Annotated in this window: 14 protein-coding genes; 11 read left to right on the plus strand and 3 right to left on the minus strand. The window is 72.4% G+C overall.

Annotated features, from left to right (window positions below):
* Positions 1–47: 47 nt before the first annotated feature.
* Complete coding sequence (locus ACIQU4_RS30800; RefSeq protein WP_403737546.1) at positions 48–1523, plus strand: membrane-associated oxidoreductase; 1476 nt, start codon at positions 48–50, stop codon at positions 1521–1523.
* A gap of 3 nt (positions 1524–1526) precedes the next feature.
* On the opposite strand, the gene ACIQU4_RS30805 is transcribed toward ACIQU4_RS30800, so the two are convergent.
* On the minus strand, positions 1527–2159 hold the full coding sequence (locus tag ACIQU4_RS30805) for a lysophospholipid acyltransferase family protein (RefSeq protein WP_403737549.1): 633 nt from the start codon (positions 2157–2159) through the stop codon (positions 1527–1529).
* A 303-nt stretch (positions 2160–2462) separates the two neighbouring features.
* Between ACIQU4_RS30805 and ACIQU4_RS30810 the strand changes: the two genes are divergently transcribed.
* The 3 genes from ACIQU4_RS30810 (at position 2463) to ACIQU4_RS30820 (ending at position 4815) form a co-directional block, all read left to right on the plus strand.
* On the plus strand, positions 2463–3659 hold the full coding sequence (locus tag ACIQU4_RS30810; RefSeq protein ID WP_403737551.1) for a glycerophosphodiester phosphodiesterase: 1197 nt from the start codon (positions 2463–2465) through the stop codon (positions 3657–3659).
* 96 nt (positions 3660–3755) lie between these two features.
* Complete coding sequence (locus ACIQU4_RS30815) at positions 3756–4271, plus strand: sigma-70 family RNA polymerase sigma factor (RefSeq protein WP_403737681.1); 516 nt, start codon at positions 3756–3758, stop codon at positions 4269–4271.
* Positions 4272–4308: 37 nt separating this feature from the next.
* Complete coding sequence (locus ACIQU4_RS30820) at positions 4309–4815, plus strand: GNAT family N-acetyltransferase (RefSeq protein WP_053688798.1); 507 nt, start codon at positions 4309–4311, stop codon at positions 4813–4815.
* Positions 4816–4846: 31 nt separating this feature from the next.
* On the opposite strand, the gene ACIQU4_RS30825 is transcribed toward ACIQU4_RS30820, so the two are convergent.
* The gene (locus ACIQU4_RS30825; RefSeq protein WP_403737684.1) at positions 4847–5260 is read right to left on the minus strand and encodes a hypothetical protein; all 414 of its coding nucleotides are present in this window, start codon (positions 5258–5260) and stop codon (positions 4847–4849) included.
* A gap of 25 nt (positions 5261–5285) precedes the next feature.
* Positions 5286–5654: a hypothetical protein gene (locus tag ACIQU4_RS30830; RefSeq protein ID WP_134074703.1), complete on the minus strand. Its 369-nt coding sequence runs from the start codon at positions 5652–5654 to the stop codon at positions 5286–5288.
* Here ACIQU4_RS30830 and ACIQU4_RS30835 point away from each other — a divergent pair.
* The 7 genes from ACIQU4_RS30835 (at position 5653) to cobT (ending at position 14539) form a co-directional block, all read left to right on the plus strand.
* A complete protein-coding gene (locus ACIQU4_RS30835) occupies positions 5653–5856 on the plus strand; it encodes a hypothetical protein (RefSeq protein WP_403737554.1) in 204 nt (67 codons plus the stop codon). The two genes, ACIQU4_RS30830 and ACIQU4_RS30835, sit on opposite strands and share 2 nt — an antisense overlap.
* A gap of 365 nt (positions 5857–6221) precedes the next feature.
* A complete protein-coding gene (locus ACIQU4_RS30840) occupies positions 6222–7277 on the plus strand; it encodes a methionine ABC transporter ATP-binding protein (RefSeq protein ID WP_385584556.1) in 1056 nt (351 codons plus the stop codon).
* Positions 7274–7942 carry a methionine ABC transporter permease gene (locus tag ACIQU4_RS30845; RefSeq protein WP_403737557.1) on the plus strand — a complete coding sequence of 223 codons (669 nt, stop codon included), beginning with the start codon at positions 7274–7276 and terminating at the stop codon, positions 7940–7942. The genes ACIQU4_RS30840 and ACIQU4_RS30845 overlap by 4 nt, the downstream gene beginning before the upstream one ends.
* A 94-nt stretch (positions 7943–8036) precedes the next feature.
* Positions 8037–8900 carry a MetQ/NlpA family ABC transporter substrate-binding protein gene (locus ACIQU4_RS30850; protein WP_385584549.1) on the plus strand — a complete coding sequence of 288 codons (864 nt, stop codon included), beginning with the start codon at positions 8037–8039 and terminating at the stop codon, positions 8898–8900.
* Between the two features lie 152 nt (positions 8901–9052).
* Positions 9053–9736, plus strand: coding sequence for a GNAT family N-acetyltransferase (locus tag ACIQU4_RS30855; RefSeq protein WP_403737560.1), 684 nt, complete (start codon positions 9053–9055; stop codon positions 9734–9736).
* 104 nt (positions 9737–9840) lie between these two features.
* Positions 9841–11061, plus strand: coding sequence for a precorrin-6y C5,15-methyltransferase (decarboxylating) subunit CbiE (gene cbiE / locus ACIQU4_RS30860; RefSeq protein WP_403737563.1), 1221 nt, complete (start codon positions 9841–9843; stop codon positions 11059–11061).
* A 250-nt stretch (positions 11062–11311) separates the two neighbouring features.
* Complete coding sequence (gene cobT / locus ACIQU4_RS30865; RefSeq protein WP_403737565.1) at positions 11312–14539, plus strand: nicotinate-nucleotide--dimethylbenzimidazole phosphoribosyltransferase; 3228 nt, start codon at positions 11312–11314, stop codon at positions 14537–14539.
* Positions 14540–14601 lie beyond the last annotated feature (62 nt).

Raw genomic sequence — 14601 nt, forward strand, 5'->3', positions numbered from 1 at the left:
CTGAACAGAGTTGACAGCCCGTCGACACGCAGGACACCATCCCCGCGATGGAGATCAACGAGCTGACCCCGGCGGAACGCCGCGTATGGGAAGCCTTCCCGCGCGGGGAGGGCGTCGACTTCCGGGAGCACCCCGACGAGAACGGCTTCGGCGGCGCGCAGTGGGGGCCCGAGCGGACGCTGCGCGCCGAGGTGCTCAGCGCCCTGCTGCTCAGCCGGGTCACCGCTACGGGGAAGGTCCCCGGGCTCAACGTCCGGGGCGCCCGGATCACCGGCAAGCTGGACCTCAAGTACGCGGTCGTCGAGCACGGCATCCGGCTGCGCGCCTGCTGGTTCGAGCGCAAACCCCTGCTCTACGGGGCCCAGTTGCGCGCCCTCGTACTGTCCGACTCGGCGCTGCCCGGCCTGACCGCCGCCACCCTCGGCGTCGACCTCGTCCTGCGGCTGTCCTGCTGCCGCATCACGGGGCCGGTGCGGCTCCAAGGGGCCCGGATATCCGGCGGCCTCTTCCTCCAGAGAGCCGTCATCGGCGACCCGGACGCCCAGGAGGAGGCCGAGGAGCCCCTGCTCCAGTTCAACCACGCCGCCATCGGCACCGACGTCATCGCGATGGACCTCACCGTCCACGGCCAGACCCGGATCAACGGCGCCACCGTCGGCGGCCAGATCAACCTCGACGGCGCCCGCCTGCTCGCCCCCGGCGGTACCGCCCTGCACGCCGAGACCCTGTCCGTCGGCACCGACCTGCGCGCCATGCGGCTGGAGGCCCGCGGGCGGGTCAACCTCAGCGGCTCCCGCATACCCGGCCAGCTCAACCTCGCCTACGCGCGGCTCGCCAACCCCGGCGGCGTGGCGCTGCGCGCCTCCAGCTGCGTGATCGGCGAGGTGTGGCTGCGGTCCTGCGACACCATCCGGGGCGGGGTGAACCTGCGCCGCTCCCAGTTCGACCTGCTCCACATGCCGCCCGGGACCTGGCCCGAGCAGATCCGCATCGACGGGCTCACCTACCGCACCCTCGCCCCGCACCTGCCGCCCGAGGAGCGGCTGCCCGCGCTGGAGCGCGAGGAGTCCGGGTACCTCCCGTACGCGTACGAGCAGCTCGCGGCGGCCTACCGTACGGCCGGGGACGAGGCGGGCGCACGGACCGTGCAGCTCGCCAAGCTGCGCCGGCACCGGCGCACCCTGCCCCGCCACGCCCGGCTCTGGGGGCTGCTCCAGGACGCCACCGTCGGCTACGGCTTCCGGCCGCTGCGGGCGGCGGGCTGGCTGCTGGCGCTGCTGCTGACGGGGACGATCGCGTACGGTCTGCACCCGCCGAGGGAGCTCAAGGCGGGGGAGGCGCCGGAGTTCAACGCGGTGTTCTACACGATCGACCTGATGCTGCCGATCATCGGCTTCGGCCAAGAGGGCGCCTTCGCGCCGAACGGCTGGTACCAGTGGCTCTCGTACGTGCTGATCGTGACCGGCTGGGTCCTCGCCACGACGACCGCGGCGGGCGTCAGCCGGTCACTCCAGCGCCAGTGACCGCTACGCGGCTTCCTTGACCTTCGTCGCGTACATGTCGACGTACTCCTGGCCCGAAAGGCGCATGACCTCCGCCATCACCGAGTCGGTGACGGCGCGCAGCACGTAGCGGTCGCGGTCCATGCCCTCGTAGCGGGAGAACTCCATCGGCTCGCCGAAGCGGACGGTGACCCGGCCCGGGCGGGGCATGCCCTTGCCGCCCGGCTGGAGCTTGTCGGTGCCGATCATCGCGAAGGGGACCACGGGGGCGCCGGTCATCAGGGTCAGGCGGGCGATGCCGGTGCGGCCGCGGTAGAGGCGGCCGTCGGGGGAGCGGGTGCCCTCGGGGTAGATCCCGAAGATCTTGCCCTCTTCGAGGATGCGGCGGCCGGTCATCAGGGCGGCGACGCCGCCGTTGGCGCCGTCACGGTCGACCGGGATCATGCCGGACCCGGTGAAGAACCAGGCCATGGCACGGCCCTTGATGCCCTTGCCCGTCACGTACTCGTCCTTGCCGATGAAGTGGACCGTACGGTCGCACACCAGCGGAAGGATCATGGAGTCGATGAAGGTGAGGTGGTTGCCCGCCAGGATCACCGGTCCGGTGCCCGGGATGTTCTCGATGCCCTCCACACGGGTGCGGAACATCATGCGCATGACCGGTCCGACGGTGGCTTTGATGAGCGATGTACGGAACAACGTGAGCCCTCCGGCATCGAAACGCGATTTTCGCACCACACGGGGGTAGTGCAGGTGAGGACGATACTCGCGGGTCAGCTCCGAGTGCACATCGGGTTCACGAGGTGGATACGCAGTGTTGACGCACGTTTCCGCCATGTTCCCCGCAGGCCCACCCCCGCGCCACCGGCCGCTGCCTACGATCGGCATGCCCAATCGGGCCGCTCGGACCCGGAGATCCCGGGTACCGCCCGGCCCTCTCAGACGACTGGAGTGGCACTCATGACGCAGGGTGGGGCAGCACGGCGCACGGTCCTGGGGGCGGCCGTCCTGGCAGCGGGCGGCGGCATGGCCGGGCTTTCTGCGGGGTCCGCCTCGGCGGCCGGGGGGACACGAGCCGCGACGGCGGCGGAGGCCGCGTACGAAGCCGACCTGGGCCGTGGCGGCGGCTACCGGGACCTCCCCGTCCCGCTGGTCATCGGCCACCGCGGGGCCTGCGGCTACCGGCCCGAGCACACCCTCGGCTCGTACCAGCTCGCCCTCGACCTGGGGGCGGACGTCGTCGAGCAGGACCTGGTGCCCACCAAGGACGGCCACCTCGTGTGCCGCCACGAGAACGAGATCGGCGGCACCACCGACGTCGCCGACCACCCCGGGTTCGCCTCCCGCCGTACGACCAAGTCGATCGACGGGGTCGCGGTCACGGGCTGGTTCACCGAGGACTTCACCCTCGCCGAGCTGAAGACCCTGCGGGCGAAGGAACGTATCCCCTCCGTCCGCCAGCGCAACACGCTCTACGACGGCCGGTGGGACGTGCCCACCTTCGAAGAGGTGCTGCGCTGGGCCGACCGCGAGGGCAAGAGGCGCGGCAAGCGCGTCTGGCTGCACGTCGAGACCAAACACCCCACGTACTTCCGGTCCCTGGGCCTGGGCCTCGAAGAGCCCCTCGCCAAGCTGCTGCGCCGCTACGGCCGCGACGGACGGGGCGCCCCCCTCTTCCTCCAGTCCTTCGAGCCCTCCAGCATCCAGAGGCTCTCCCGGCTGGTCTCCGCGCCGCGCGTGGTCCTGCTGTCCGCCGCCGGCACCCGGCCCTGGGACTTCGAACAGGCCAAGGATCCGCGGACGGTGTCGGACCTGGTCAAGCCCGAGGGCCTGAAGTGGATCGCCGGATTCGCCCAGGGCATCGGCCCCACGATGGACCTGATCCTCCCGCGCGACGCGGCGGGCAAGCTCGGCGCCCCGACCATGCTGGTCAAGGACGCCCATGCCCAGGGGCTGGTGCTGCACCCCTACACCGCGCGCAACGAGAACACCTTCCTGCCGGCCGAGTACCGCAAGGGCACCGACCCGAACGCGTACGGGGATGCCTTCGGCGCCTTCAAGACGTACTTCGAGCAGGGCATCGACGGCATCTTCACGGACAACGCGGACACCGGGCTGCTCGCGGCCGAGGCCTTCCGCCCGGGCCGCGGCCGCTAGGGCCCCGCACCGTCAACAGATAAGCGGAATATCACGTACGGGTGGGCTGTGCCGGGTGTGGAAACCGCCGGGCACGGCCCGCGCGTCCCGCCCGGCATGGACCTGCTGAAGGACTCCGACCTCCTGAACGAACTGGGGCCGCTGCTCTCCGCCGAGGCGGCCGCGGAGGCCCCGGGCGCCGGAGTGGAAGCGGCCGACTTGGAGCAAGCCGTCTGGGTCAGGCTGCTGGAACACGAACCCGCCCCCGCAGAACCGGCCCGCTGGCTGCGCCGCGCGGTGCGGGCCGAAGCCCGGCTCGCCCGGCGCCGCGCCCGCCGCGAGATCCCGTACGGCTGCCGGCCCGGCAGCGCGGGCGCCGAGCCCGAAGACGCCCTGCTGCACGGCGAGGAGAACCGCGCTCTCCGGTCGGCCGTCGCCCGACTGCCCGGACGGTGTCCGGAGCTCATGGGGGCACTTCTTTCGCCCAGAGACCTCACCTACCGTGAAATCGCAGGAGAGTTGGGTATCTCACAAGGAAGTTTGGGACCCGTCCGTTCCCGTTGCCTGGGATGTCTGCGCAGAATGCTGGCGTCAGAGGTTGCGGCTCCTCGCCTTCGGGGAAGGGAGCGGTAGACCAATGGGCTACCAGGTGAGCGGGAGGCATGCGCACATGGGCATGAGCGTGACCATTTCGGCGGCAGCTGCCGAGGACACTGAGCAGATCCTCAAACTGCAGTACCTGGCGTTCCAGCGTGAGGCCGAGCTGTACGGCAACTACCGCATCCAGCCGCTCACCCAGACCCTGGACTCCCTCAAGGCCGAGCTGGAGTCGGACACGGTGCTCGTGGCCCGGCTCGGCGACGAAGTGGTCGGCACCGTGCGCGGCAGCGTCGACGAGGACGGCACCGGCAAGATCGCCAAGCTCTGCGTCCACCCGCGCCTGCAGGGCCACGGGCTCGGCGCCCGGCTGCTGCGCGCCGTCGAGGAGGCCCTCGCGGGCCGCGCCGAGACCACCCGCTTCCGGCTGCACACCGGCCACAAGAGCGAGTCCAACCTGCGCCTCTACCGCAATGCCGGATACGTCCAGGTCGGTGGCCGTACGGCTTCCGACGGCGTACGCCTGGTCATCCTGGAGAAGGAGGCCACCGACGCGGCCGACTTCGCGGTCAGCGCCTGAACCTCAGGGCTGAGAGCTGAGAGCTGAGAGCTCAGCGCTTGGCGCGCAGCCAGAGCATCCCGGTGATCGGCAGGATCACCGGGATGAACAGGTAGCCCATCCCGAACTGAGACCACACCGTCGAGTCGGGGAAGGACTCGGGCCGCACCAGGGTCCAGGTGCCGACGACGAGGACCCCGGCCAGCTCGGCGGCGCAGCACGCGCGCGCCGCCCTGCGGGCCGCCTCCCCGCCGCGCACCAGCGAGTACGTGATGAAGCAGTAGACGAGTGCGGCCAGGCCGGTCAGCGTGTACGGCAGCGGGGCCCGGTCGAACTCGGTGGAGATCTGGTAGACCGAGCGCGAGACCGCGCCGACCGTGATCACCCCGTACAGCCAGACCAGCAGCAGCCCGGGCCCGGAGACCAGCCGCTTGCGCCCGGCCGGGCCGGCCGGGTCCGCGGTCATGTCGGTGTCGGCGGTGTCGGTGGTGTCAGGCACCGGGGGTCCCCCAGATGTCGTAGAGGCGTACTTCGAGGACGGCGAGGACGAGCGCGCCCGCGGCCACCGTCACCGAGCCCCATCTGGTCCGCTCGCTCAGGGAGAGCAGCCCGGCGGCCGGGACCGCCGCGAAGGCGCCCACCAGGTAGGCCACGAAGATCACCGTGCCCTCGTCGGGCTTGCCGCCCTGTGCGAGCTTCACCACGCCGACCACCAGCTGGGCCAGGGCCAGCAGGGTCACCACGCCCATGCCGATGAAGTGCCAGTCCTTGGTGGGCTGGTCCCGCAGGGCGGCGAATCCGCACCAGGCGGCGAGGGCGAGTGCGGCCGCGCCGAGGGCGACCGTCAGGGCGTCGAGCATGCAGCGAGGGTATTACGGGCCGAAAGACCCGGTGCGCGCGCCCCTGGGCGCGGCCCGCCGCACCGGGATGCGGACCGTGGCCTTGACCACAGCGCACACCGCCGCCGGGCTCGGCGCGGACGTGGCCGTACGGGACCTCCCGGCCGTGTCCGTGCCGGTCGGCGGCGGGGACATCGCGGTGTCGACGGGCGGCCGGGACTGACCGATCCTGTCCGGTATGCGGTTGGATTGCGTCCGCTATTCGGACAGCTTTGATCGGTGGCGGGATACGTCTGCTTTACTTGGGCCCATGACCACGACGAGCAGCCGCACCCTTGCGACCGAGGCGACGATGACGCCCGGTGCTCGTTGTATGTGTCGAATGTGCGCCTTCTGAGGGCCCCTCTCCTGAGTCTCGCGCCCCGAAGCGAGACCCGGCCGAGCCCGTCCACACACCATGGACCGCTCCTGCCCCGCGCATGCGTCGACGCCGACTTTTTGTGACGGTTCGACCCGTATCGCGTCCCCAGATGTTTGCCCCGTGCCGGCACCCCGCTGCGCCGCGCACTCGACAGCGACGGAATTCCTGTGATCACCACATCGGGCCTCACGAAGGTCTACCAGTCCCGTGGCCGCGAGGTCACCGCCCTGGACGGCGTCGATCTGCACGTCCGCGAGGGCGAGGTATACGGAGTCATCGGCCAGAGCGGCGCCGGCAAGTCCTCCCTGATCCGCTGCGTGAACCTGCTGGAGCGCCCCACCACCGGCACCGTGACCGTCGACGGCGTCGACCTCACCGCGCTCGCCGGCCGCGGCCGGCGCGCCGGCAAGGAGCTCCGCGAGGCCCGCAGCCGCATCGGCATGGTCTTCCAGCACTTCAACCTGCTGTCCTCGCGCACCGTCCAGGGCAACATCGAACTGCCGCTGGAGATCCTCGGCGTCTCCGGCCGCGAGCGCTCCCGCAAGGCCCTCGAACTGCTCGACCTCGTCGGCCTCGCCGACAAGGCCAAGGCCTACCCCGGCCAGCTCTCCGGCGGCCAGAAGCAGCGCGTCGGCATCGCCCGCGCCCTGGCCGGCGACCCCAAGGTGCTCCTGTCCGACGAGGCCACCAGCGCCCTGGACCCCGAGACCACCCGCTCGATCCTCCAGCTGCTGCGCGACCTCAACCAGCAGCTCGGCCTGACCGTCCTGCTCATCACCCACGAGATGGACGTCGTCAAGACCGTCTGCGACTCGGCCGCCCTCATGAAGCAGGGCCGGATCATCGAGTCCGGCACCGTGGCCGAACTGCTCGCCACCCCCGGCTCCGAGCTCGCCGGCGAGCTCTTCCCCGTCAGCGGCGCCGCCACCGGCCCCGACCGCACGGTCGTCGACGTCACCTTCCACGGTGACGCCGCCACCCAGCCGGTCATCTCCCAGCTGTCGCGGACGTACAACATCGACATCTCGATCCTCGGCGCAGCGATGGACACCGTCGCCGGCCGCCAGATCGGCCGCATGCGGATCGAGCTGCCCGGCCGCTACGAGGACAACGTCGTGCCCGTCGGCTTCCTGCGCGAGCAGGGCCTGCAGGTCGATGTCGTCGATGACCCCGAAGACGCCGACGCCGAGCTCGCCCAGCTCGTCAAGGATGGTGCCAAGTGACCTGGTCCGAGATGCAGCCCCTGCTCACCCAGGGCACGTACGACACCCTCTACATGGTGCTGTGGTCCACCCTGGTGACGGTTCTCGGCGGACTGCCCATCGGCATCCTCCTCGTCCTCACCGACAAGGGCGGCCTCCTGCAGAACCGGCCGCTCAACAAGGTCCTCGGCGTGATCGTGAACGTAGGCCGCTCGCTGCCGTTCATCATCCTGCTGATCGCCCTGATCCCGGTCACCACCGCGGTCGTCGGCACCTTCATCGGCCCCACCGCGATGATCGTCCCGCTGGCCATCGGCGCCATCCCCTTCTTCGCGCGCCTCGTGGAGACGGCCGTCCGCGAGGTGGACCACGGCCTGATCGAGGCCGTCGAGTCCATGGGCGGAGGCGTCCCCACCCTCGTGGGCAAGGTGCTGCTCCCGCAGGCCCTGCCCTCGCTGGTCGCAGCCGTGACCACCACCCTGATCACCCTGATCGGGTACTCCGCCATGGCCGGCGCGGTCGGCGGCGAAGGCCTCGGATCCAAGGCCATCACCTACGGCTTCCAGCGCTTCGAGACCGGCTTCATGCTCGCCACCGTCGTGGTCCTGATCGCCATCGTCACGCTGATCCAGCTGATCGGCGACGGCGCGGTACGCCTCCTCGCCCGCCGCGGCCGGACAGCCTGAACCGGGCCCACCGCACCCCCTGAACCTCCCTCCCGAAAGCCCGCACTTGTCGTGCTTGGGCCTCCATCCGGAAAATGCAAGAAAGGCACTCTTCGTGCGTAAGAACATCAAGGTCACCGCCTTCGCCGCCGCCTCCGCCGCGCTCGCCCTCGGCCTCACCGCCTGCGGCAGCTCCTCGGACCCGTCCTCCACCAAGGCCGACGGCGGCAAGGTCGACGAGAGCAAGCCGCTCGTCATCGCGGCCTCCCCGAGCCCGCACGCCGACATCCTGAACTTCGTCAAGGACAAGCTGGCGGCCAAGGAGGGCCTCAAGCTGGAGGTGAAGGAGTTCACGGACTACGTGCTCCCCAACACCGCCACCGAGCAGGGCCAGGTCGACGGCAACTACTTCCAGCACAAGCCGTACCTCGACGACTTCAACAAGAAGAACGGCACCCACATCGTGCCCGTCGTGAACGTGCACCTGGAGCCCCTCGGCCTCTACTCCAAGAAGGTCAAGGCCCTCGCCGACATCAAGGCCGGCCAGACCATCGCCGTCCCCAACGACACCACCAACGAGGGCCGCGCGCTCCAGCTGCTCGCCGCGAACAACCTGATCACCCTCAAGGAAGGTGTCGGCACCGGCGCCAAGCTGTCCGACATCACCGACAAGAAGGGCCTGGAGTTCAAGGAGCTGGAGGCCGCCACGGTCCCGCGCGCCCTGAACGACGTGGATGCCGCGGTCATCAACGGCAACTACGCCCTGGAGGCCAAGCTCGCGCCCGCCAAGGACGCGCTGGTCCTGGAGAAGGCCGAGGGCAACCCCTACGCCAACTTCCTCGCGGTGAAGGCCGGCAACGAGAAGGACCCGCGGATCGAGAAGCTCGCCAAGCTCCTCAACTCCGACGAGGTCAAGAAGTTCATCGAGGACAAGTACCAGGGCTCGGTCGTCCCGGCCTTCGGTGCCCCGAAGTCCTGATCCCGAACCGCTGATCGGCCCCGTACGCCCCGCGGGCGTGCGGGGCCGAGCGCTGCCCGCTTCCGGGCAACCCGGCCGCCACATCCCACCGCCGATGCTGCATGCTGTGCCTACGGCCCGCACAAAGGTCCAGCAACGGCATGGAGCTGCGCATGACTACCACCTTCCCGGACGTCACCATCAGCACGGACCGGCTGGTGCTGCGCCCCTTCGACGGGGAGGACGTCACCGCGCTCGCCGAGATGATGAACGACGAGCACATCACCGCCTGGACCACCGCGGCGCACCCCTACACCCACGCGGACGCCCACGCCTGGGCCACCCGGAACTCCCACGCGGAGCGCACGGAGGGCAGAGGCATCGTTTTTGCGGTCACCGAATTCCTCACCCAGCGCCTCGTCGGCATCGTGCATCTCAAGAACACCAACTGGCGCACCCGCAGCACCGAGGTCCGCTACGTCACCGCCCCCTGGGCCCGCGGCGAGGGCTACGCCAGCGAGTCCGTGCTCGCCGCCGCCCAATGGCTCTTCCACGACCAGCGCTTCGAACGCCTCGAACTGCGCACCGCCGCCGACAACACCGCCTCCCAGCAGGTGGCCCAGAAGATCGGCTGCATCAGCGAAGGCGTCCTGCGCAATGCGTGGATGGTGCGCACACAGAACCCCGACGGCTCCTGGACGGACACCCGCACCGACCTCATCGTCTGGAGCCTGCTCCCCGAGGACATCGACGACATGGAGGAGTCGGACGGCTACAACGGCCACGACGACTACGGATACGGCCGCGGCGCCCAGGCCGGCGCAGGCGGCTACGCCGTCGGCGCCGACTGGAGCTGACCGGGCCGACCCGATGACCAGGTAGTCTCACCGTGCCTGGTGGCCCGCCCGCCGGCCCCTGCCGACGAAGCTTCGCCCGCCCCCACCCCAGGAGACTGACGACGATGGCCGACCGGGTCACGGTGATCGGCTGGGACGGCTCGCCCCTGACCGCGGCCGCCCGGTCCGCGCTCTCCGCCGCCACCCTCGTGGCCGGCGCCGCCCACCACCTCGCCCTTCCCGAGCTGCCGCCCACGGCCGAGCGCATCCGCCTGGGCAGCCTCGGCCTGGCCGCCCGCCGTATCGCCGGCCACCGCGGCACCGCCGTCGTCTTCGCCGACGGGGACCCCGGCTTCTTCGGCGCCGTACGCACCCTGCGCGCCCCGGAGCACGGCCTGGAGGTCGAGGTCGTCCCCGCCGTGTCCTCCGTCGCCGCCGCCTTCGCCCGCGCCGGGATGCCCTGGGACGACGCCCAGGTCGTCGTCGCCCACCCCCGTACGCTGCGCCGCGCCGTCAACGTCTGCCGCGCCCACGGCAAGGTCGCGGTCCTCACCTCGCCCGGGGCCGGTCCCGCCGAACTCGCCCTGCTGCTCGGCGGGGTCCACCGCACCTTCGTCATCTGCGAGGAGCTCGGCACCGCCAAGGAGCAGGTGACCGTCCTGACCTCCGACCGGGTCGCGGACCACAGCTGGCGCGACCCCAACGTCGTCATCGTCATCGGCGGACAGTCCGCCGCCGTGTCCGCCGCCCCCGCCGCGGCCGCCGACCCGGCCTGGCTGCTCGGCCAGAGCGCCGGCCACACCGGCCCGCGCGGCTGGGCCCGGTCCGGAGCCGACGGAGGCGAGGGGGAGTCGGCGCTGCTGCGCGCAGCCCAGCTCGCCCGCCTCGGCCCGCGCTCCGGCGACCTCGTCTGGGACATCGGCACCGGCTCCGGCGCCTTCGCCGTGGAGGCCGCCGCGTTCGGCGCCGCCGTCATCGCGGTCGACGCCGACCCGGGCGCCTGCGCACGCGCAACTGCCGCCGCCCGCAACCGGGGCGTACAGGTCCAGGTCGTCGCCGGGCGCGCACCGCACGTACTGGAGGACCTCCCCGAACCCGACGTCGTCCGCGTCGGCGGCGGGGGAGCCGCGGTCGCCCGGGCCGTCGCCGACCGCCGCCCCGAACGGATCGTCAGCCACGCCTCCACCCGCGACGAGGCGGAGGCCATCGGCCGCGCGCTCACCGAGGGCGGCTACACCGTCGAGTGCGCGCTCCTCCAGTCGGTTGGCCTGGACACCCGCACCTGGAGCGAACAGGACCGTTCCGTCGTCTTCCTCCTGGCAGCCGAACGCCCCGTGAACCGCTAGCGCGGAGGCCGGGGTAGGCTGGCCGATCGTCGTAGCGCCCTGGCATCTCCGGGGGTGACGACACCGCCGGACGCGCGACGTGGCGCAGTCCACAGCACACCATGCCGGTTATGGCCACCATGGTGTCTAACGGGCGCGACAATGCTTACGGGTTGTCGCACGGGACGTGCGCGCGACGGACACGTCGTACGGCAACCCCGCTCGGGCGCCGGGCGATCGAAGACGCACAACCGATGGGCGAGGGGTACGCATGACTGACACCGGCCAGGTACCGGGCGAGGGTCTCCCGGACAACGCGGGCATGGTGGATCAGCAGGGCATTCCCGCTCCGGTCCAGCACCCGGGCCCCGCCCCCGCTCCCGTCCAGGGCGGCTACGCCTTCCAGGACCTCGTGGACAACCCGGCCGAGCCGGAGGACGAGGAACTGCTGCTGATGCCGAGCGGCCAGGGCGCGTGGAGCGACCCGCAGGTGGTCCCGCCGGCGCCGGTCTTCGCGGTCGAGACCTCCTACGGCGACGCGCCCTACGCCGAGTACTCCGAGGCGCCGGCCGTGTACGCCGAGCCCGTCTACCCCGCGTTCCCCGACCCCTCCTACGGCGACGCCTCGTACAGCGCGGGCGCGCACGAGGCCGGCGGCCGCGATTCCGGCGCGCTCGACCTCGGCGGCCTCGTGGTCCCGCCGCCGGCCGCCGCCCCGGTGGCTCCGGCCGCGCCCGTGGCCGCGGCCGTGCCCTCCCGCCGGCCGCTGCACATGGGCCCGCCCGTGCCCGAGGCCACCGGTGGAGTCGTACGTTCCCTCGCCGACCGGGGTCCGGCCGCCGCTCCGGTGGCCCCCGCCGTGTCCGTGGCGCAGGTGACGGCTCCCGCAGCTCCCGTGGCCGTGCAGGCCGCTGCTCCGGTGGCGCCGATCCCTGTCCAGGTGGCCGGGCCGCCGACCGTGGGCCCCGAATACCTGGACCTCCCGGGTCCCGAGGCCGCCGCAGTGCCGGCCGTGCCGCAGCCGGCCGAGGTCCCGCCGCAGGCCGGCGCCCCGTGGACGGCGGAGCCGGCGCCGGAGCCGGTGGCCGTCCCGGAGCCCGTCGTCGTACCCGAGGCCGTCGTCGCACCCGAGCCCGTGATGGCGCCCGAACCCGTGACGGCGCCCGCGCCCGCGGTGGTGCCCGAGCCCGTGACGGCGCCCGCGGTGGTGCCCGAGCCCGTCATGGCGCCCGAGGTGCCGGCAGCCGCCGAGGTCCCCGCCGAATCCCCCGCCGCCCCGCAGGCCCCTCAGCCGGAGCCGGTCGTGGCGGTGGAGCCCGAGCCGGTCGCCGTCGCCGTGGCCGTCGTGGAGCCCGCGCCGGAGCCCGTCGCCGAGGTCCCCGCCGAAGCCCCGGTAGAGCCGGCGCCGGAGCCGGTCGTGGCCCAGGCCCCGCCGGTGGAGGTGCCGGTGGCGGACGTACCGGTGGTGGAGGCGCCGGCCGCCGAGCCGGAGCCGGCGGCCCTGCCCGCGGAAACGGTGGTCCAGTCCGTCGAGGCCGCGGCTCCCGAGGCCCCTGCGGCCCCCATCGCCCTGGACCCCGTACCGGAGGCGGTCCCGGAGGCCGAGGCGGTGGAGCCCGAAGCCGCTCCCGAGCCCGCGCCGGAGCCGGTCGCCGTGCCGGGGCCCGAGCCGGTCGCCGCCGAGCCGGTGGCCGAGGCCGTCACCGAGCACGAGTCCGAGCCCGAGCCCGTCGTCCCCCTCGTACCCGTCGTGGAGCCCTCCGCGGGCGAGGCGGCCCCCGCGTACGCCGACGCCGAACGCGAGGCGGTCCTGCGCGTCATGCGCGAACGCCGCGACATCCGCAACGGCTTCCGCACCGACCCCATCCCGCACGAGGTGCTCCTGCGCGTCCTGGAGGCCGCCCACCACGCGCCCAGCGTGGGCCACTCCCAGCCCTGGGACTTCGTCGTCATCCGTTCGGCCGAGACCCGCCGGACGATGCACGAGCTCGCCCAGCGCCAGCGCGAGGCCTACGCGAAGTCGCTGCCCAAGGGCCGGGCGAAGCAGTTCAAGGAACTCAAGATCGAGGCCATCCTCGACACCCCGGTGAACATCGTCGTCACCGCCGACCCCACCCGCGGCGGCCGCCACACCCTCGGCCGGCACACCCAGCCGCAGATGGCCCCGTACTCCTCGGCCCTCGCGGTCGAGAACCTCTGGCTCGCCGCGCGCGCCGAGGGCCTCGGCGTCGGCTGGGTCAGCTTCTTCGACGAGCGCGAGATGGTCCGCGAGCTCGGCCTGCCCGAGCACCTGGAGGTCGTCGCCTACCTGTGCGTCGGCTACGTCGACGAGTTCCCGGAGGAGCCGGAGCTCGCGCAGGCCGGCTGGTCGCAGCGCCGGCCGCTGGCCTGGGTCGTGCACGAGGAGACGTACGGGCGCCGCGCGCTGCCCGGCGAGGAGCCGCACGACCTGCTCTCGGAGACGGTCGCCAGCATCCGCCCGCTCGACGCGAAGGCGCTGGGCGAGGCATGGGAGCGCCAGAAGCGCATGACCAAGCCCGCCGGGGCCCTGGGCATGCTCGAAATCATCTCCGCACAGCTGTCCGGCCTCTCCCGCGTCTGCCCGCCGCCGATCCCGGAGCCGGCCGCGGTCGCGATCTTCGCGGGCGACCACGGGGTCCACGCCCAGGGCGTCACCCCGTGGCCCCAGGAGGTCACCACGCAGATGGTGGCCAACTTCCTGGGCGGCGGCGCGGTCTGCAACGCGTTCGCCAACCAGGTCGGCGCCGAGGTCTGCGTCATCGACGTCGGCGTGGCCGGGGACCTCCCCACCACCCCCGGCCTGCTCCCGCGCAAGGTCCGCCCGGGCACGGCGGACCTCTCCACGGGCCCGGCGATGACCCGCGAGGAAGCGATCGCGGCCATCGAGGTGGGCATCGAAACGGCCCGCGACCTGGTGGCGGCGGGCAACAAGGCGCTGCTGACGGGCGAGATGGGCATCGCGAACACGACGGTGTCGGCTGCCCTGATCTCGGTCTTCACCGGGGTCGACCCGGCGGAGGTCACCGGCCGCGGCACCGGCATCAACGACGAGACGCACGCCCGCAAGGTCGAGGTCGTACGCCGCGCACTGGAGCTCCACCAGCCGGACCCGGCGGACCCGATCGGCGTCCTCGCGGCGATCGGCGGCCTGGAGCACGCGGCGATCGTCGGCCTGCTCCTGGGCGGAGCCTCCCTCCGCACTCCCGTGATCCTGGACGGCGTCAGCGCCGGCGCGGCAGCCCTGGTGGCCCGTGCCATCGCCCCGGAATCCCTCTCGGCGTGCATCGCGGGCCACCGCAGCGCGGAGCCGGGCCACGTGGCGGCCCTGAACAAGCTGGGCCTGCGCCCGCTGGTCGACCTGGACCTCCGCCTCGGAGAGGGCACGGGCGCGTTGCTGGCCCTCCCGCTGGTCCAGAGCGCCGCCCGCGCGATGCACGAGGTGGCCACGTTCGACTCGGCCGGAGTCACCGAGAAGTAGCCCGTCACCGCCGCGCGGGGGCTTTGCCCCGGACCCCGCGCGGCGGAGCGCACGTACGGGGG

The organism is Streptomyces sp. NPDC090741 (assembly GCF_044769045.1).
GTDB lineage: Bacteria > Actinomycetota > Actinomycetes > Streptomycetales > Streptomycetaceae > Streptomyces.